Source organism: Robertmurraya beringensis (assembly GCF_042433785.1).
Taxonomy (GTDB): domain Bacteria; phylum Bacillota; class Bacilli; order Bacillales; family Cytobacillaceae; genus Robertmurraya_A; species Robertmurraya_A beringensis.
The window spans coordinates 79,687-96,567 of the sequence record NZ_JBHLUU010000124.1 but is presented as its reverse complement, the minus strand read 5'-3'; the positions used below and the strand labels follow the sequence as shown (position 1 = coordinate 96,567).

Below are 16,881 nucleotides of genomic sequence, written 5' to 3'. Positions count from 1 at the left end.
TAAGATGGTGATTGTATTGGATAAATTAAAAGGGAAACATATTGTTATTACAGGAGCTTCGTCAGGGATTGGAGAAAAGGTAGCACTTATGGCGGCTGAGCGTGGAGCACGGCCTATTCTTGTAGCTCGCTCCATTGACAAGCTACAAATAATCAGTGAAGAAATTAGCCGAAAAACGGGTGGGAGTCCCTTGTTTTTTCAATTGGATGTAGGTGATATTGATCAGGTTCAACAGGTGTTTTCACAGATTAAACAAGAGGTTGGCCATATCGATATTCTCGTAAACAATGCTGGGTTTGGCGTGTTTGATTCCTTCCATGAGGCCGATTTTGCTGATATTGAAAAAATGTTTCAAGTGAACGTCCTCGGTTTAATGGCTTGTACGAAAGAGGTTCTTCCTGTAATGATAGCTCAACATTCAGGTCATATCATTAATATTGCCTCACAGGCGGGAAAGCTCGCCACTCCCAAGTCCAGTGGATACTCGGCTACGAAGCATGCAGTATTAGGATTTTCAAATAGCTTACGATTAGAGCTTGCGAAATCAAATATACGCGTATCAGCGGTGAATCCTGGTCCGATAGAAACCAATTTCTTTTCCATTGCCGATAAATCAGGAAACTACGTAAAAAACGTGAATCGATTCATGCTGAAATCGGATTACGTTGCTGAAAGAATTATTCAATTAATGCTCAACCCTAAGCGTGAGCTTAACCTTCCAGGCTGGATGAATATGGGTAGTACCATCTATAATCTTATCCCAGGTCTCGCTGAACGCTTTGTTGGCGGCTTCTTCGATAAAAAATAAAAATCACCTTGTGGGTGATTTTTTTAATTGGTTAGGTATTCGTATACGACATCATTAATGAGTTCATACAAAGCAACTTCAGCTTCTTCGGCCTCTTCAACAACCCGTTCGTACAATTTCTCATAGTCCTCTTCACTTGCCTCATGCTCGTACTGCTGAAAGCATTGCCTAATCATTTTATAAATAAGTTTCTTCTCCATTCCCGTACACCTCTTCTTTAGCCATTATAACTTATCAAAATGGACAAAAAGAAATTGAGAATAAAATTTCCATTGAAACAGAACGTATATTCGCTTAATATAAGAATATACTAAAAAGAGAACGAATGTTCCTATTTGATGTTTGGGAGAGAGAGAACACGATGATTAATTACAGTGAGTTGCCCCATCAAACGATTTTATGTGTGGACATGAAGAGTTTTTATGCTAGCTGTTCAGCCGTTATTGAAGGACTGGATCCACTTGAGTGTTATTTGGCGGTGATTGGTGATAAAGAGCGGGAGGGAAGCATTGTGCTGGCAGCCTCCCCGAAGATGAAGAAAGAGTTTGGCATTAAAACAGGATCAAGGAAGTTTGAAATTCCAAAGGATCCGAAGATTAAAGTAGTTGAACCGAAAATGGCTACTTATTTACGTATTTCCACCGAAATTACGAAGGTGTTTCATCGTTATGTTCCAAAAGAAGCTATTCATACGTATAGCGTTGATGAGAGCTTTCTAAAAATTGATGGAGCCCTTCATTTATGGGGAGATGCCTGGACGGTTGCACAGAAGATTCGTGATGATATTGAGCGAGAATTTCAGCTGCCCTGTGCAATTGGAATTGGTCCGAACATGCTATTATCGAAGCTTTGTCTTGATTTGGAAGCGAAAAAGAAGGGGATTGCTGAATGGACGTACGAGGATGTAAGAACAAAGCTTTGGAATGTTTCCCCTTTACGTGAGATGTGGGGAATCGGAAGAAGGGTAGAGAAAACATTAAATGGAATGGGAATCTTTACGGTCGGTCAGCTTGCTCGTTTCGATTTGCAAAAGCTTGAGAAAAAGTTTGGGATTATGGGAAATCAACTGTACCACCACGCATGGGGAGTGGATTTATCCGAAATTGGAGCACCTATTATGGAAGGGCAAATTAGCTTTGGAAAGAGTCAAATTTTGCTTCGTGATTATAAAGAAGAAATAGAAATTAAACGTGTAATTCTAGAAATGTGTGAAGAGGTTGCGAGAAGAGCAAGAACCCATAAGAAAGCAGGTCGAACAATCAGTTTCGGCATTGGTTATAGTCAGGACGAGTTCGGTGGCGGCTTTTACCGTTCGCGGTCGATTGAAGTACCAACGAACGTCACGATGGAGCTGTATGATGTTTGTCTACGTCTATTTGCTGAGCATTATGAAGGAAAAACGGTGCGGAAAATCTCCATCGCCCTTAGCAATATTTGTGATGATACAGACTATCAGTTAAATATTTTTGAACCGAATGGCTGGAAGGAACGAGAGCTCGGGTATGTTGTGGACCGCATCCGCAATCGGTATGGACATGGTGCTCTATTACGTGCGGTATCGTATACAGCAGCGGGAACAGCGAAGCATCGTGCCAAGCTAGTTGGCGGTCATAAGAGGTAAGGAGGAACAAGGATGATTCGAGATAGAGGAAGAATCAAGTGGACATCAATGATGCTTCCTGAGCATGTAAAGCTATTGCGTGATTGGGCGGAAGCGGATTCTTACGAGAAAGAAAAGGAGATGGATGAACAAAAGCTGGAGGAGATGAACCATTTGTTATTAACGGCAATGGAGGAGCATCAAGTGGTGATGGTCACTCATTATCGTTACCGGAAGCATGAATTAATTATCGGACAAATCCATTATTGGGATGAGTTTCAGCAAAGGCTTCATATTGTGGATCATTTTGGGGAGGTTCACCGAGTCCCCCTTTCGAGCATTGTAGATGTACAAATGAAAGAGTAAGAGCAGTCTCCAAAAAGGAAACCGCTGATTGAAGATTATTCAGGAGTTTTTACTGCGCGATCACGAGCCTGAAACTTTCCTTTATGCGATCCATCGCAAAAGGGGCGTTTAGATGAGAGACCACAACGGCATAAAGAGAACGTGGGTTTCGTTTCAAATACATTTCCGTCCATATCAATTAATTCAACCTCACCAGTGACACGTAAAGAACCGTTGTCCATTACTTTAATCTGAACCTTCGACAAACTGATCACTCCTACCAAAAAAATGTAATAATATCGTAAAGGATTCATTGCCGAAAAGCAAATCATAGGGCAATACAAAAACGCTATGTTACAATGATTATATGAAGTGGCGTAGGAAACATGATGAAAAGCTGGAGGAACAGACAATGAATATTACGATAACAGAAATAGCAGCACAAAAGATTACCGAGAAGATAAGTGGAAAGCAAGGCTTTTTGAAGCTAAAGTACGATATAGAAGGCTGTGGGTGTGTAGTAAGTGGTGTACCAACTCTATGGTTAGTGAATGAGCTGGATGAGGATGATGATACAGCCATTGAAACGAATGGGCAAACGGTTTATATCGAAAAATCAAAGGCGGTATTTCTTGATGAAGAACTAAAAATTGATTTCTCTAAAGGCTCAAATACATTCCAATTAAAAAGTGTAGGACAATACCTAAACCCAAGAATGGCCTTTGTTGATAAAACAAAATAGAACCATACAACGAGCAGATCTACTACAAAAAGTAGATCTGTTTTTCTTTTTAAAGAAAAATTAGCATTTTTTGGATGATTCTTACATTGACTGATAGTGGGGGGATGATATGCGGGATTGGCGAGGATTACTGCTAATTGGTATTGCTATTCTACTCACATCATGTCGGGCAGCAACTATAGAAGTGGCAGTGCCTTTTGAAGTAAAAGAAACCATTGTAGAAGAAAAGCTTACGGATGGTGCGATCATCATGTATACAACAACACAAGAGAATGGGGGAGAAGAATTTGACGCGTTAAGCATCGCGTACTTGGAGGGGGATGAAGAGAAGGGCTGGACGAATGAAGGCAGTAATCATTGGGAATATAAAGGGAATGCCCCACTAACCGTCTATTACAGAGACATATATGATTACAGCAGTCAGGGGGAAATTCTAAGTAGATTTCAGCTTACATATGGACAGGTTGAAAGTGCGGACATTGTATCTATTGAAGGATCAGAAACTGGCAATCAATACGTCAATTTAAAAATAATTGACATAGAAGGAAAGAGGTATTTTTTTGAAATGAAGAAGTACCCTTACATTCGAGCACTAAATAAGGAGAAGAACGTGATTGCAGAAGAGAAGCCGAGACGTTAGAAATTATAGGGTTCCGTTTTCAGGTGCTTTCTAATTAAAGGACACAATAATAGACGTATGAATTGGCATACGTCTATCCTTATTTATCAAGGTTTCCAGACGATAAATAGCTGCTGATTAACGCAACTCGGATCAAATGGGCCCGCGCTTTTCGGTTGGCGGATCAAGTTAAGCATCCGAGCTGAAAAATAGACGGAGGAATTCCGTTTAATTAGCAAATACGATAAAAAATAGCTTATTTAGACGGAGAAATTCCACCTATTGACTCAAAAAACGTGAAAAAGGGGAGATTTTTCTTGCTTAAACGGAAAATCTCCCCTTATTTACCCCGAAACGGGCTTCATTCTACATTTAACCGGAAAAACTCCGCTTATTTCTTACTTTTGCAGGTTACTCGAATAAGGACAAGACGTCTTATTTCAAAGGGAGCGAGTATTCCTTTTTTATACCAATGACGATGCCAATACGACTGTCATCTCGGCACGTATTTTAAGAAAAGCACCGGAAAACGGAACCCTATAGAAAGGTTCTTGGCTTTTTATTTATCGCTTAAAAATGGGGGAGAAAACAAAATCATGGAGAAACTCGTCAATGACTTGTTCGTAATCTTCCTTATTTTCGTTTAACGATTGAGCATGAACACCATTTTCAGCAAGATATAATTTTTTAGGTCCTTTCTTCTTTTCATACAACGCTTGCGTCATCGTTGGAAGAATAAAATCATCCTCTTTGCTGTGAATGAAAAGAATCGGTTTTTTAATCGAGTCAATAACGGTAATAGGAGCGATGCTTTGTAAGGAGTAGCGATCGCGAATTCGCAGGAACAAATCTGCGACAGGGAGAAACACCTTTCCAGGGAGTTTAAATTCTCGCTTTAAACGATAAGCAAGCTGCGCCTTAAAGTCAGAAAAGGGACAATCAGCGATGTAAAAATCTGCCCCATCCTCAAGCATTCCTGCATACAATAGCATAGTTGCTGCACCCATTGACTCTCCGTGAATACCAAGAAGGAGATGTGGACCTTGGTCCGCCTTTAACCAATCAACAATCGCTTTTAAATCAAATTTTTCATAGTGACCGTAGCTGGTGGTTTTTCCTCCAGATTCTCCGTGGCGACGATGGTCATAAATAACCGCGTTAAAACCTCTTTCGATAAACAAATTCATGTATTTAATGGAATTGAATTTGTTTTCGGTAACGCCATGACAAATAATCACGTACTTCTTTGTATGATGTGGCTCCAGCACAATGGCTTTTAATGGGTATCCAAATGGTGAGGTAATTAGTACTTCGCGTTTAGGGATTCGATCAAAATCATCAGGGTTGTAACGACCTGCTGTTTGTTCACGATCAACAACAAAAAGAGGATCCTTTGTTCTCATATACATAAGCCGATTGGTAAAGTACAAACCGAAAGTGATAAAAAAAAGAAAAAAGCCCAAAAGGAAACGGAGTGCTTTTCTCAGGCAAACATCCCTCCGATACAAAGTGTTTTACTTAATTTTACCATTCAACAGGAATTTAAAACAAAAAAAAGCTTAGAAAGCATCTCTAAGCTTTGGAATAAAGAGTATAAAAAGAGCTTGAAATGGGTTTTGGAAGATGTGGAGCGATAACATCTATTGCCTGAACAAGGAGGGGTAATTGTATACCCGTTTGAATGCCCATTCTTTCAAGCATAAAAACAACATCCTCAGTGGCTACATTTCCAGACGCCCCTGGAGCAAACGGACAACCACCAATTCCCCCAGCAGATGTATCAAAGCGGGAAACCCCTGCTTGTAGGGCAGCAAATATATTGGCAAGTGCCATCCCTCGGGTGTCGTGAAAATGGGCTGTAATAAGTGTAGTAGAAAAGAGAGTAGTAAGCTTTGAAAACAAAGAATACGATTCGTGCGGTGCAGCCATTCCGATGGTGTCTGCAACACTTAATTCATCCACCCCTGCATGAACGAATTGCTTGCATAATTGAATGGTTTCTTTTTCTTCGACTCGGCCTTCAAACGGGCAGTAAAAAGCGGTAGAAATGCATGCTCGTACAAAAACACCTTGCTCTTTTAGCTCTTTTATAAGTGGGAGAAGCTCTTCTGTCGCCTGAGCCGTTGTTCGATTAATATTCTTTTGGTTAAACGTGTTGCTTACTCCGACGAACAGAGCAATTTCTTGACAATTGGACAAGCGAGCTCGCTGAATACCCGAACGATTAGGAGTTAGGACAATAGTGCGGGTGTTAAGATCTAGGGAGTGCCAGACAATATCCTCGGCATCTTGCATTTGTGGAACCCACTTTGGTGAGACAAAGGAGGTGATCTCCATTTCTTTAATACCCGATTTCTTTAATTGGTCAATAAATTGAAGTTTTGCCTCCGTTGAGATAAAAACGCTTACATTTTGAAGCCCATCACGAGGTCCGACTTCAATAATTGTCACTTTGTTAGGTAAATCAATCGTCATGTTTTTTTCACCCCTTCATACGTTAATTGTAGAGTGATTGATTTTGAATATGCAAGAATAATAGAAATTTTCTTGGAATAAAAGAGTTTTTCTTTTTAGAAACAGAGAAGTGGTAGCGTTTACATAAAGAGAAGGGGTGAATGATGTGAAACCAATTTATACGTCTTATTTGGAGGCGGTAAAGGATATTCATGATGGTGCAACTCTTATGGTGGGTGGCTTTGGGCTTTGTGGCATTCCCGAAAATTTAATTTTAGCGCTCGTTGAAAAGAAAGTAACTGACTTGACGGTCATTTCTAATAATTGTGGAGTGGATGAATGGGGTCTAGGGCTATTACTAAAAAATAAGCAGATTAAAAAAATGATTGGGTCCTATGTGGGTGAAAATAAAGAGTTTGAGAGGCAAGTTTTGTCAGGAGAGCTTGAAGTGGAATTGACCCCACAAGGAACTCTCGCTGAGAAGATTCGAGCGGGTGGAGCTGGTATTCCGGCCTTTTATACACCGGCTGGAGTAGGTACTCCCATTGCAAATGGAAAAGAGACAAGAGCGTTTAATGGAAAAGAATATTTACTAGAGGAGGCGCTACAAGCTGATTTTAGCCTCATTCGAGCTTGGAAGGGAGATCAAATGGGAAATCTCATTTATCATAAGACGGCTCGAAACTTTAACCCCATGATGGCAGCTGCAGGGAAAGTAACCATTGCAGAGGTAGAATATTTATATGAAAAAGGAGAACTTAACCCGAATGAAATCCATACACCGAGCATTTATGTTCAGCGACTCATTGTTGGAAAACAGGAAAAAAGGATTGAAAGACTAACCGTTCAGGGCTAGAAAGGGAGTGGGGAAATGACAAATATTCGTGAAAGAATTGCAAAGAGAGCAGAAAAAGAAATTGAAAGCGGCTTTTACGTTAATTTAGGGATAGGAATGCCAACTCTTGTTGCGAATTTTATATCAAAGGATAAAGAGGTTGTTTTACAATCTGAAAATGGTCTGCTCGGGATAGGACCTTTTCCAAAGAAAGAGGAAGTGGACGCAGATTTAATTAATGCGGGGAAAGAGACCGTTACGGCTATACCAGGAGCTGCTTATTTTGATAGTGCAGAGTCATTTGCGATGATTCGAGGTGGGCATGTGGATATCGCCATCCTAGGAGGGATGGAAGTGTCCGAAAATGGAGATTTAGCGAACTGGATGATTCCAGGGAAAATGATTAAAGGCATGGGTGGAGCGATGGACCTGGTTCATGGGGCGAGAAAAATCATCGTCATTATGGAGCATACGAACAAAAGTGGTGATGCAAAAATCCTTAAAAATTGTAGTTTGCCTTTAACGGGTCAAGGTGTAGTGGACAGAATTATTACTGACAGAGCTGTCATTGATGTAACTTCTAATGGGTTAAAGTTGGTGGAAGTCGCAAAGGGCTACACGGTTAAAGAAGTGGTTGCATCCACTGAGCCTGAATTGTTAATTGATGAGAAGGTTCGATTAAATGCATTTTAGTGATGGATAGAACGATGACCGAACATTTGGTATAATATTCGTCATCAACATGTAGAGAGGGATTTTGAATGAAAAAGAAAAAACAAACTCGCCCGGCTCAAAAGAAAGTCGAAGACAAACCAGTCACACTCGGTGACCTATTGAATGTGGATCTAGTCAAACAATTAAAGAATACAAAAAATGAATTAGAGGAACAAGCTCAAGCGAAAAAGGAAGCGGAAGAGGAAAGAAAAAGAGAAGAACGCCGCCTAAAAGAAAAAAACAAAACGTTTGAAGAACTTCTAAATGAAAGTGAATTTGATTGGAAGAAATTTAAGTGATTGCATGTGTGGTCCTTCATCTTTGTGATGAAGGACCTTCCATTGTTAGACGGTCATTTTCGTATTACCGATGCTCACCATACATATTCGCTTTTGAAACTTTCTTAATAAAAGAAACCTCTTCTTCTGTTAAGGCTTGAGAGCGTACAGCCTTTGCATTGTTCTTCACTTGTTCCACCGTGCTTGCCCCAGCAACAACACTCGCAGTGGTAGGGTTATGAAGAACATATCGCAAAGCAACTTCAGTTAAAGACCGATCTCCAAAATGGTTTTTCAATTTTAATAAGAGCGAGCCTAACTCTTCCTCTGAATAATCCATAAAGCCCTTTTCCATAATTTTATTCACACCAACATCACTTAATAAACCCTTTGCAAGAGGTCCTCGTGCCACAACTGATATACCATTCTCACGAAGAACACTTAGAGCTTCCTCTTCCGGACGGCGATCAAGGATACTGTACTGCATCATTACGGATGAGATATTCGATTTACTAGCATATTCCCGAATCACATTTGGTCGGATCGAGGATATGCCATAGTATCTAACAATTCCCTCACTGACAAGTTCTTCAAATGCCTCAATCGTTTCATCAATTGGATCATCCAAAGTTCCGCCATGAAGCTGATATAAATCAATATAATCCGTTCCGAGTCTAGTGAGACTGTCTTTAACTGCTTCCTTAATATACGTTTTACTCGGATCCCAGCTCCAACCAGCCTTATTGCTGTTCCACCGGTTTCCCACCTTAGTTGCAATAATTATCTTCTCTCGTACAGGTTTCAAAGCTCGTCCGACAACGGATTCATTTACTCCGAAGTCGTATAAGTCTGCCGTATCAAAATAATTGACTCCTTCTTCTAAGGAGGCATTGATGATTCGTTCTGCTGCAAGTGCATCTGTTCCAAGCGTCATACATCCAAGTCCTAGTTCTGTTACATACAAATCCGACTTTCCAAGACGTCTCTTTTCCATGGGATTAAGCACCTTCTTCTATAAAATAGATTACCTTCTGCTCATTATTTTACAGAAAATTTTCCATTGATGCGAAGAACAAGCCTTACTTTTTCTTTCTCTCGTCCTCGACCCAGTCTTTTACAAGAGTATAGTCTTTAGAATATTGGAGAAGTTTGTGTCGAATTTCCCATGCTTTCCCGACAAGAACGATTCCTTTTCCATGTAAGTATATTTTCATCACTTTCCTCCAAATTAAGGTATGATAAAATGTATGAGGAAACTAGCTGACTATAGAACAGGAGTGGAGACAAATGAGTTCATCCTTTGAAGAAAAAACAATAAAATCGGAAAAGATCTTCTCTGGGAAAATCATCTCGTTACAGGTAGACGATGTGGAGCTTCCGAATGGAAAATATTCAAAACGCGAGCTGATTAAACATCCCGGTGCAGTTGCGGTTATTGCGATAACGAATGACGGAAAAATCGTAATGGTTGAGCAATACAGAAAGGCTTTGGAAAGAGATGTAGTAGAAATTCCTGCAGGAAAGCTTGAAAAAGGAGAAGAACCATCTCTTTGTGCGAAGCGTGAGTTAGAAGAAGAGACAGGTTATGTATGTGAAAGCTTAGACTGGCTGATATCTTTTTACACATCACCTGGCTTCGCGGATGAACTTGTTCATTTATATGTGGCACGAGGACTAGAGAAAAAAGAAGACGCTGCACCACCAGATGAGGATGAATTTGTAACATTAGTAGAGCTAACGCTTGAAGAAGCACTAGAGTACATAGAAGAGAGAAAAATATATGATGCAAAAACAGCCTACGCTGTTCAATACTTACAACTTCAAGAGGCATTAAAGAAATGAACTCATACTTCGCCGACCTTCACATCCATATTGGGAGAACATGGAATGGGAAGGCAGTGAAAATTACGGGGTCAAAATCATTAACGTTTACAAATATTATTCAGCATGCGAGAACGATCAAAGGATTGGATATCATTGGAATCATCGATTGCCATTCACCTGAGGTCATACAAGAAATAGAAGCATTGATAAGTGGAGGGGAAGTAATAGAGGCCCCTAGAGGTGGTTTATTGTATGGAGACATGCTTATCCTTATGGGTTCTGAACTTGAAATCTATGACGATAACTGCATGGGACCTATTCATATACTAGCCTTTTTACCTGACATGGCTCGATTAAAGGAATTTTCTCAATGGCTTTCGAATCATTTGAAAAATATCAACCTAAGCTCACAGCGGATCTATGTTACAGGGCTCGAGTTGCAGAAAAAGGTGAAGGAGCTAGGAGGATTATTTATTCCAGCCCATGTATTTACTCCTTTTAAAAGCTTGTTTGGAAAAGGGGTAAAACAGACACTCACCGAGGTATTTGATCCGAACTTAATAGATGGCATAGAGCTTGGCTTAAGTGCTAATACGCAAATGGCAGACCAAATAGGTGAGCTTCACCGTTATTCGTATGTGACGAATTCAGATGCACACTCATTAGGAAAAATCGCTAGAGAGTATCAACAGATAAAAATGAAAGAGTTGTCTTTTACTAGCTTTCAGGAGGCTTTATACAACCAGGATGGTCAGTATGTGGAAGCAAACTATGGTCTTGATCCATTGCTTGGAAAGTATCACGAAACCGTATGTGCTCACTGCAATGAAAAAGTTCAGTTGTCCGATCAATCATGCGCAGCTTGTGGCCATTCAAAATTCATCAAAGGAGTTGCCACAAGAATACGAGAGCTTCAAACCTCTAAAGAGGGAAGGCAGGGGCGTCCTCCATATATTCATCAAGTTCCTTTAGACTTTATTCCAGGGCTCGGACCAAAGCTTTTTCAAAAATTACTAGATCATTTTGGAACGGAAATGGCCATTCTCCATCACGTGCCGGAAGAAGCTTTATATGAGGTTGTTCCAAAACGCGTGGCAGAATTAATTGTTGCAGCTAGAAACGGAGACCTTCATTTCCATGCGGGCGGTGGAGGAAGATATGGGAAGATCATTGAATAGAAGAGACAAAGATACTGTCTCTTCTATTTTTTTAGCTTTGAAAAAACACAAGTATCCCTAAGTGTTTTTCCATCTGCGCTTTTACTATTGTTTTTTAAGGTCGCTTCTAGTGTAAATCCGAGTTTTTCTGGAATGCTGCGACTGGCGATATTATCCGGATCACAACGGATTTCGACGCGATTCGCTTGCAAATCTTCAAATACAGTTTTTATTAAAGAAGTTGTTGATTCAGTAATATACCCCTTTTTTGTAAAACGGCTATCACACCAATATCCGATCTCAAAGCAACCTGCCTCCCAATTGATTCGGTGCAGCCCAGTTGAACCAATAAATTGGTGATCCTCTTTTCTAAAAATATGAAGACGAATATCCTCTTTTAATATAAATTGTGCATACGATTTTCTAACCCCTTCTTCTACCTCTTCAAGCGTTTGACTATGATGAGCGAATGGGAGCCACTGCTGTAACTCATTAAGGGAGGCTTGAATGGCTTCATATACAAGATGACCGTCTCCAGGCATACAAGGACGAATATAGAGCCGCTCTGATTCTATTTTTTCTGGAAAATCTATTAATATAGGTTTCATTATCTTTTCCCTCCAAAAAATGAGATTTCGAGTATTATAACTGGAAAGTTATGGTTAAGGCAAGAGATTTTAGAATCTATCTAGTCATACCATTACTAGAGTTTGCATACATTTTACTAACTGAGTTGTAAGGGGAGGAAAAGCAATTGAAGAAAAGAAAATACCAGAACGTCGTAGCCATGCATTTCCGCGAGCACTCCTCGATTTATTTATTTGTCGTGGTGTTATTTCTGATGGGGGTCATCTTTGGAGCGATTATCGTCAATAGTTTAAGCTTTACCCAGAAGGAAGACTTGTTTTATTATTTGTCACAGTTTTTCGGACAAGTATCAGACGGAAAAGTAGCGGCATCAAAAGATTTGTTTTATCAAAGTTTCTTTCATAACAGTAAGTTTGTAGGGCTCATGTGGGTTTTAGGTGTATCAATTATCGGCTTGCCGATCACACTCATACTTTTGTTTATGAAAGGAATGGTTGTTGGGTTTACGGTTGGTTTTTTAGTGAATCAAATGGGCTGGGAAGGTTTTGTTTTATCATTTGTATCTGTACTTCCGCAAAATCTATTAGTTATTCCCGTTTTTATTATCGGTGCGACCCTGTCAGTAGCATTCTCACTAAAGATGATTCGAAGACAATTTATGAAAAAACAGGGCCAGCCAATCATGCCGTTGCTAGGTGGATACGTTGCAGCCTTTTTAGCCGCTCTTGTATTCATTGCGATAGCAGCTGCCATTGAGGCATATATATCTCCTTTATTAATGAAAACAATTGTTGAATCGGTACATTCTTAATAATAATTATTTTTATATGATAATATTTATTTTCGCTTATTTGTAATTATTTTATTTTGAAAGTCTATTACCATCTGTTATAATGGGTATTGACAGTGGCGAGGGAGGACTTTCGTGATGGAAAATCGAATTGATAGAATAAAAAAACAGTTACATTCGTCCAGTTACAAGTTAACACCTCAGCGCGAAGCAACCGTTCGAGTGTTATTAGAGCATGAAGAGGATCATTTAAGTGCGGAAGATGTATACCTCCTTGTAAAAGAAAAATCGCCTGAGATTGGATTGGCAACTGTTTATCGAACTTTGGAATTACTTACTGAATTGAAAATTGTTGATAAAATAAACTTTGGAGATGGAGTTTCAAGGTACGACTTGAGACAAGAAGGTGCAGCACACTTCCATCACCATTTAGTATGTATTGAATGTGGAGCAGTTGACGAAATACAAGAAGATCTACTTGAAGATGTGGAAGAAACGGTAGAGCGCCGCTGGAACTTTAAGATTAAGGACCACCGTTTAACCTTTCATGGTATTTGCCACCGCTGCCATGACAAAGTAGAGGATGAAGAATAAATCAGCAAAACCTTTTCAAATGGAAAGGTTTTTTATTTTTGTTCTTTTTTAAACAGATACTGCCCTTTAGGTATAATTCTTGTCCAAACTGGCATACCCTTTACTAGTAGGTTCTTTAAGAGAAAGAACCAATACTTTATTTTGGACTTGGGGGACACCAGAAATGAAAACGTGGTTCCAGCTCGTTTTTCAAACCTTGAAGGTATTTATCCTTTTTACCGGATGCACAATCCTCTTTTATTATGGTATTATGTGGGTAAATGAAGAGTATCAAGATTATCATCGATACGATGAACCAAACGGGACAGCGGTAAAAGTGTCAGCGAATGTAGATACTGAAAAATCTACTTGGTTTGATCGCATCGTTCTTTTTTACTTAAATGGGGAGTAATGTTAGATGGAAGATGAGTTAAAGGACTTTATGCACTTTCTAATAGTTGAAAAAGCATTAGCTAAAAATACGATTGTATCGTACGAACGAGATTTAAAAGCGTATGTAAAATATATAAAGACAGTAGAAAATGTTCAATCCATTGACGGGATCGGCCGGATTCAGATTGTACACTTTTTAGGTCATTTAAAAGAACAAGGAAAATCCTCAAGAACGATCGCCAGAAATATAGCCTCTATACGTGCTTTTCATCAGTTCTTATTACGTGAAAAAGTAGCTGAGCAGGATCCTTCTGTACAAATTGAAACACCTCAGCTAGAACGAACACTTCCAAAGGTGTTGAATCTGCAAGAGGTAGAAAGATTGTTAGAGGCACCGAAGCTTACCACCCACTATGGCCTGCGAGATAAAGCAATGCTGGAGCTTTTATATGCAACAGGAATTCGTGTGAGTGAACTAATAGGATTGAATCTTGATGATGCCCATTTAACGATGGGATTTGTTCGTTGTATCGGTAAGGGAAATAAAGAACGAATAATTCCATTAGGCCGAACAGCCGCAACAGCGATTCAAGAGTATTTAAACAAGGGGCGCCCGCAATTCATTAAGAACCAACGGGAAGAATCGTTGTTCGTCAACCATCATGGAAGAAGATTAACCAGACAGGGATTCTGGAAGATTTTAAAGGGGTTAACGAAGGAAGCAGGCATTGAAAAGGATCTAACTCCTCATACACTTAGACATTCCTTTGCGACCCATCTTCTCGAGAACGGAGCAGATTTAAGAGCCGTTCAAGAAATGCTAGGACATTCGGATATATCGACTACGCAAATATACACACATGTAACGAAAACACGTTTAAAGGACGTGTATAGTCAATTCCACCCAAGAGCCTGATAGATTAAGAGAGAGTACGAATGTTCAAAAAGCTGCCATGAAAGATAGCAGCTTTTCGTTGTGTTTTATACAAAACTTCTTGTACAATGGAGATGTCAGACTTCTGACGTTGTAAGATATTGAACTGTTAGATGAATAATGGGGAAAGCTATTTGAAGAGAGTTGTAAACGGTTAATTTTAAGGAGGAAATTGAATGCCTTATCAATATAAACGGATTTTTTTAGTTGTGATGGATTCAGTTGGGATCGGAGAAGCAAAAGATGCTGAGAGATTTGGAGATAAAGGTTCAAATACATTAGGTCATATTGCAGAAAGAATGAATGGTTTACATATGCCAAATATGGCGAAGCTTGGCCTGAGTAATATTGAATCAATAGGTGGAATTGAAAAAGCAGATTCCCCGCTAGCTTACTATACAAAAATGCAAGAAGCCTCAAATGGAAAAGATACGATGACAGGTCATTGGGAGATTATGGGACTCAATATAAAAACCCCGTTTAAAGTGTTTCCGGATGGTTTCCCGGATGAATTATTAGCTGAACTAGAAGAAAAGACAGGTAGAAAAATTATTGGAAATAAGCCTGCCAGTGGAACGGAAATACTCGATGAACTGGGCGAAGAACATATGAAGACAGGTGCGTTAATTGTCTATACATCTGCTGATTCCGTTTTACAAATTGCGGCACATGAAGATATTGTTCCAATTGAAGAGCAATATAAAATTTGTAAAATAGCTAGAGAGCTAACCTTGGATGAAAAATACATGGTCGGTAGAATTATTGCCAGACCATTTGTAGGAGAACCAGGGAATTTTAAGAGAACAGCGAACCGCCATGATTATGCATTAAAACCATTTGACAGAACAGTGATGAATGAATTAAAGGATAGTAAGTTTGACGTAATTGCGATAGGGAAGATATCAGATATTTACGACGGTGAAGGAGTAACAGAGTCTTTACGTACGGTGTCGAATATGGATGGAATGGATAAGCTTGTTCAAACGCTTGATATGGATTTTACAGGCTTGAGCTTTTTAAATCTAGTTGATTTTGATGCGTTATATGGACATCGTAGAGATCCAATTGGCTACGGAAAAGCTCTAGAAGAATATGACGCTCGTTTACCTGAAGTATTTGAAAAATTAAAAGACGACGATTTGTTAATCATTACGGCTGATCACGGAAATGATCCGGTTCACCCTGGAACAGACCATACACGTGAATATGTTCCTTTATTGGTGTATTCACCTATCATGAAGGGTGGAAAAAAACTGCCGATTCGTGAGACGTTTGCAGATATTGGAGCAACCGTAGCAGAGAATTTCCAAGTGAAACTGCCAAAGTACGGTAAAAGCTTTTTAAACGAATTAAATTAAATTCTTAAAGGGGTTTTGTAAGATGAACGTGTTAAACATAAATAATTCAGCTTCTTTTTTAAAAGGTAAATACAAAAAAACACCAAAAATTGGACTGATCCTTGGTTCGGGGCTGGGTGTGCTTGCGGATGAGATTGTTGAGCCAACAAAAATTCCATACAATGAAATTCCAGATTTCCCCGTTTCAACAGTAGAAGGACATGCTGGACAGCTTGTATTCGGGACGTTAGAAGGTGTTGAGGTCGTCGCCATGCAAGGGAGATTTCATTACTACGAGGGTTATAGCTTTGATAAAGTAACATTTCCTGTTCGTGTAATGAAAGAACTTGGTGTAGAGCTACTAATTGTCACAAATGCAGCGGGCGGTGTTAATGAGTCCTTTAATCCAGGTGATTTAATGTTAATTACCGATCATATCAATAATATGGGATCGAATCCGTTAATCGGACCAAATGATTCAAGATTAGGGGTACGCTTCCCTGATATGTCTGAGGCCTATTCAAGAGATTTACGTGAGAAAGCAAAGCAGGTAGCGAATGGATTAGGTCTTACACTTCAAGAGGGAGTGTACGTTGGAAACACGGGACCTACATATGAGACACCAGCTGAAGTTCGTATGTTACGTGTGATGGGTGGCGACGCAGTGGGAATGTCAACTGTTCCGGAGGTTATTGTAGCAAGACATGCCAACTTAAAGGTTCTAGGCATCTCTTGTATTTCCAATATGGCAGCAGGAATATTAGACCAGCCATTAAATCACGAAGAAGTAATAGAAACAACTGAAAAAGTAAAGCATGACTTTTTAAGATTAGTTAAAGCAGTGGTTAAGGAAATAGGAGCATAAAAGAAAACAATATTCCTTATGAAGC

The 16,881-nt window shown here is 39.5% G+C and carries 23 protein-coding genes; 16 read left to right on the top strand and 7 right to left on the bottom strand.

What is annotated here, in order from left to right:
* Window positions 1–4 precede the first annotated feature (4 nt).
* Window positions 5–808, top strand: a complete 804-nt coding sequence (locus ACFFHF_RS21545) for an SDR family NAD(P)-dependent oxidoreductase (protein WP_446695006.1) — start codon at window positions 5–7, stop codon at window positions 806–808.
* Window positions 809–831: 23 nt separating this feature from the next.
* Here ACFFHF_RS21545 and ACFFHF_RS21540 read toward each other — a convergent pair whose 3' ends face one another.
* The gene (locus ACFFHF_RS21540) at window positions 832–1,008 is read right to left on the bottom strand and encodes a YqzH family protein (protein WP_160546515.1); all 177 of its coding nucleotides are present in this window, start codon (window positions 1,006–1,008) and stop codon (window positions 832–834) included.
* Window positions 1,009–1,169: 161 nt separating this feature from the next.
* Between ACFFHF_RS21540 and ACFFHF_RS21535 the strand changes: the two genes are divergently transcribed.
* On the top strand, window positions 1,170–2,429 hold the full coding sequence (locus tag ACFFHF_RS21535; protein WP_160546514.1) for a Y-family DNA polymerase: 1,260 nt from the start codon (window positions 1,170–1,172) through the stop codon (window positions 2,427–2,429).
* A 12-nt stretch (window positions 2,430–2,441) separates the two neighbouring features.
* Window positions 2,442–2,774 (top strand): YolD-like family protein, encoded by a 333-nt coding sequence (locus ACFFHF_RS21530; protein WP_160546513.1) that lies wholly within the window; start codon window positions 2,442–2,444, stop codon window positions 2,772–2,774.
* Window positions 2,775–2,809: 35 nt separating this feature from the next.
* Here ACFFHF_RS21530 and ACFFHF_RS21525 read toward each other — a convergent pair whose 3' ends face one another.
* Window positions 2,810–3,019: a CDGSH iron-sulfur domain-containing protein gene (locus ACFFHF_RS21525; RefSeq protein ID WP_160546512.1), complete on the bottom strand. Its 210-nt coding sequence runs from the start codon at window positions 3,017–3,019 to the stop codon at window positions 2,810–2,812.
* 146 nt (window positions 3,020–3,165) lie between these two features.
* Here ACFFHF_RS21525 and ACFFHF_RS21520 point away from each other — a divergent pair, with 146 nt between their 5' ends.
* Together ACFFHF_RS21520 and ACFFHF_RS21515 are read left to right on the top strand one after the other, a co-directional pair.
* A complete protein-coding gene (locus ACFFHF_RS21520; RefSeq protein WP_160546511.1) occupies window positions 3,166–3,495 on the top strand; it encodes an iron-sulfur cluster biosynthesis family protein in 330 nt (109 codons plus the stop codon).
* A gap of 109 nt (window positions 3,496–3,604) precedes the next feature.
* On the top strand, window positions 3,605–4,135 hold the full coding sequence (locus ACFFHF_RS21515) for a hypothetical protein (protein ID WP_377058994.1): 531 nt from the start codon (window positions 3,605–3,607) through the stop codon (window positions 4,133–4,135).
* A gap of 542 nt (window positions 4,136–4,677) precedes the next feature.
* Here the strand turns inward: ACFFHF_RS21515 and ACFFHF_RS21510 are convergent.
* Together ACFFHF_RS21510 and ACFFHF_RS21505 are read right to left on the bottom strand one after the other, a co-directional pair.
* The gene (locus ACFFHF_RS21510; protein WP_340906279.1) at window positions 4,678–5,601 is read right to left on the bottom strand and encodes an alpha/beta hydrolase; all 924 of its coding nucleotides are present in this window, start codon (window positions 5,599–5,601) and stop codon (window positions 4,678–4,680) included.
* 85 nt (window positions 5,602–5,686) lie between these two features.
* The gene (locus ACFFHF_RS21505; RefSeq protein WP_160546509.1) at window positions 5,687–6,589 is read right to left on the bottom strand and encodes a hydroxymethylglutaryl-CoA lyase; all 903 of its coding nucleotides are present in this window, start codon (window positions 6,587–6,589) and stop codon (window positions 5,687–5,689) included.
* Window positions 6,590–6,734: 145 nt separating this feature from the next.
* Between ACFFHF_RS21505 and ACFFHF_RS21500 the strand changes: the two genes are divergently transcribed.
* The 3 genes from ACFFHF_RS21500 to ACFFHF_RS21490 all read left to right on the top strand — a co-directional run bounded on the left by ACFFHF_RS21500 (window position 6,735) and on the right by ACFFHF_RS21490 (window position 8,416).
* Window positions 6,735–7,424, top strand: coding sequence for a CoA transferase subunit A (locus ACFFHF_RS21500; protein WP_340904542.1), 690 nt, complete (start codon window positions 6,735–6,737; stop codon window positions 7,422–7,424).
* Window positions 7,425–7,439: 15 nt separating this feature from the next.
* Window positions 7,440–8,096 (top strand): 3-oxoacid CoA-transferase subunit B, encoded by a 657-nt coding sequence (locus tag ACFFHF_RS21495; RefSeq protein WP_160546508.1) that lies wholly within the window; start codon window positions 7,440–7,442, stop codon window positions 8,094–8,096.
* Between the two features lie 68 nt (window positions 8,097–8,164).
* Window positions 8,165–8,416, top strand: a complete 252-nt coding sequence (locus ACFFHF_RS21490) for a YqkE family protein (RefSeq protein ID WP_160546507.1) — start codon at window positions 8,165–8,167, stop codon at window positions 8,414–8,416.
* Window positions 8,417–8,480: 64 nt separating this feature from the next.
* Here the strand turns inward: ACFFHF_RS21490 and ACFFHF_RS21485 are convergent, their stop codons facing one another.
* Together ACFFHF_RS21485 and mciZ are read right to left on the bottom strand one after the other, a co-directional pair.
* On the bottom strand, window positions 8,481–9,389 hold the full coding sequence (locus ACFFHF_RS21485) for an aldo/keto reductase (RefSeq protein ID WP_377058993.1): 909 nt from the start codon (window positions 9,387–9,389) through the stop codon (window positions 8,481–8,483).
* An 85-nt stretch (window positions 9,390–9,474) separates the two neighbouring features.
* Window positions 9,475–9,609, bottom strand: a complete 135-nt coding sequence (gene mciZ / locus ACFFHF_RS21480) for a Z-ring formation inhibitor MciZ (RefSeq protein WP_160546505.1) — start codon at window positions 9,607–9,609, stop codon at window positions 9,475–9,477.
* Window positions 9,610–9,682: 73 nt separating this feature from the next.
* Here mciZ and ACFFHF_RS21475 point away from each other — a divergent pair, with 73 nt between their 5' ends.
* Entirely contained in the window at window positions 9,683–10,237 is a 555-nt protein-coding gene (locus ACFFHF_RS21475) for an NUDIX domain-containing protein (protein WP_160546504.1), read from the top strand.
* Complete coding sequence (locus ACFFHF_RS21470; protein ID WP_160546503.1) at window positions 10,234–11,397, top strand: endonuclease Q family protein; 1,164 nt, start codon at window positions 10,234–10,236, stop codon at window positions 11,395–11,397. Before ACFFHF_RS21475 ends, ACFFHF_RS21470 begins: the two co-directional genes overlap by 4 nt.
* 23 nt (window positions 11,398–11,420) lie before the next feature.
* Here ACFFHF_RS21470 and ACFFHF_RS21465 read toward each other — a convergent pair whose 3' ends face one another.
* Window positions 11,421–11,984: a GNAT family N-acetyltransferase gene (locus ACFFHF_RS21465; RefSeq protein ID WP_377058992.1), complete on the bottom strand. Its 564-nt coding sequence runs from the start codon at window positions 11,982–11,984 to the stop codon at window positions 11,421–11,423.
* 146 nt (window positions 11,985–12,130) lie between these two features.
* Here ACFFHF_RS21465 and spoIIM point away from each other — a divergent pair, with 146 nt between their 5' ends.
* The 6 genes from spoIIM (at window position 12,131) to ACFFHF_RS21435 (ending at window position 16,856) form a co-directional block, all read left to right on the top strand.
* Entirely contained in the window at window positions 12,131–12,775 is a 645-nt protein-coding gene (spoIIM, locus tag ACFFHF_RS21460; RefSeq protein WP_160546501.1) for a stage II sporulation protein M, read from the top strand.
* A gap of 117 nt (window positions 12,776–12,892) precedes the next feature.
* A complete protein-coding gene (fur, locus tag ACFFHF_RS21455) occupies window positions 12,893–13,348 on the top strand; it encodes a ferric iron uptake transcriptional regulator (protein ID WP_160546500.1) in 456 nt (151 codons plus the stop codon).
* A gap of 163 nt (window positions 13,349–13,511) precedes the next feature.
* Window positions 13,512–13,739: a YqzK family protein gene (locus ACFFHF_RS21450; RefSeq protein ID WP_119709010.1), complete on the top strand. Its 228-nt coding sequence runs from the start codon at window positions 13,512–13,514 to the stop codon at window positions 13,737–13,739.
* 6 nt (window positions 13,740–13,745) lie between these two features.
* Window positions 13,746–14,636, top strand: a complete 891-nt coding sequence (xerD, locus tag ACFFHF_RS21445; RefSeq protein WP_377058991.1) for a site-specific tyrosine recombinase XerD — start codon at window positions 13,746–13,748, stop codon at window positions 14,634–14,636.
* Window positions 14,637–14,830: 194 nt separating this feature from the next.
* On the top strand, window positions 14,831–16,012 hold the full coding sequence (gene deoB / locus ACFFHF_RS21440) for a phosphopentomutase (protein WP_340904534.1): 1,182 nt from the start codon (window positions 14,831–14,833) through the stop codon (window positions 16,010–16,012).
* A 22-nt stretch (window positions 16,013–16,034) separates the two neighbouring features.
* Window positions 16,035–16,856, top strand: a complete 822-nt coding sequence (locus ACFFHF_RS21435; RefSeq protein ID WP_340904532.1) for a purine-nucleoside phosphorylase — start codon at window positions 16,035–16,037, stop codon at window positions 16,854–16,856.
* The last annotated feature ends 25 nt before the right edge of the window (window positions 16,857–16,881 follow it).

Excerpts from the sequence above, each read along its gene's own strand:
- ACFFHF_RS21545 (WP_446695006.1), top strand. The coding sequence starts at position 5 with ATGGTGATTGTATTGGATAAATTAAAAGGGAAACATATTGTTATTACA.
- ACFFHF_RS21540 (WP_160546515.1), bottom strand. The coding sequence starts at position 1,008 with ATGGAGAAGAAACTTATTTATAAAATGATTAGGCAATGCTTTCAGCAG.
- ACFFHF_RS21535 (WP_160546514.1), top strand. The coding sequence starts at position 1,170 with ATGATTAATTACAGTGAGTTGCCCCATCAAACGATTTTATGTGTGGAC.
- ACFFHF_RS21530 (WP_160546513.1), top strand. The coding sequence starts at position 2,442 with ATGATTCGAGATAGAGGAAGAATCAAGTGGACATCAATGATGCTTCCT.
- ACFFHF_RS21520 (WP_160546511.1), top strand. The coding sequence starts at position 3,166 with ATGAATATTACGATAACAGAAATAGCAGCACAAAAGATTACCGAGAAG.
- ACFFHF_RS21515 (WP_377058994.1), top strand. The coding sequence starts at position 3,605 with ATGCGGGATTGGCGAGGATTACTGCTAATTGGTATTGCTATTCTACTC.
- ACFFHF_RS21505 (WP_160546509.1), bottom strand. The coding sequence starts at position 6,589 with ATGACGATTGATTTACCTAACAAAGTGACAATTATTGAAGTCGGACCT.
- ACFFHF_RS21495 (WP_160546508.1), top strand. The coding sequence starts at position 7,440 with ATGACAAATATTCGTGAAAGAATTGCAAAGAGAGCAGAAAAAGAAATT.
- ACFFHF_RS21490 (WP_160546507.1), top strand. The coding sequence starts at position 8,165 with ATGAAAAAGAAAAAACAAACTCGCCCGGCTCAAAAGAAAGTCGAAGAC.
- ACFFHF_RS21485 (WP_377058993.1), bottom strand. The coding sequence starts at position 9,389 with ATGGAAAAGAGACGTCTTGGAAAGTCGGATTTGTATGTAACAGAACTA.
- mciZ (WP_160546505.1), bottom strand. The coding sequence starts at position 9,609 with ATGAAAATATACTTACATGGAAAAGGAATCGTTCTTGTCGGGAAAGCA.
- ACFFHF_RS21475 (WP_160546504.1), top strand. The coding sequence starts at position 9,683 with ATGAGTTCATCCTTTGAAGAAAAAACAATAAAATCGGAAAAGATCTTC.
- ACFFHF_RS21470 (WP_160546503.1), top strand. The coding sequence starts at position 10,234 with ATGAACTCATACTTCGCCGACCTTCACATCCATATTGGGAGAACATGG.
- ACFFHF_RS21465 (WP_377058992.1), bottom strand. The coding sequence starts at position 11,984 with ATGAAACCTATATTAATAGATTTTCCAGAAAAAATAGAATCAGAGCGG.
- fur (WP_160546500.1), top strand. The coding sequence starts at position 12,893 with ATGGAAAATCGAATTGATAGAATAAAAAAACAGTTACATTCGTCCAGT.
- ACFFHF_RS21450 (WP_119709010.1), top strand. The coding sequence starts at position 13,512 with ATGAAAACGTGGTTCCAGCTCGTTTTTCAAACCTTGAAGGTATTTATC.
- xerD (WP_377058991.1), top strand. The coding sequence starts at position 13,746 with ATGGAAGATGAGTTAAAGGACTTTATGCACTTTCTAATAGTTGAAAAA.
- deoB (WP_340904534.1), top strand. The coding sequence starts at position 14,831 with ATGCCTTATCAATATAAACGGATTTTTTTAGTTGTGATGGATTCAGTT.
- ACFFHF_RS21435 (WP_340904532.1), top strand. The coding sequence starts at position 16,035 with ATGAACGTGTTAAACATAAATAATTCAGCTTCTTTTTTAAAAGGTAAA.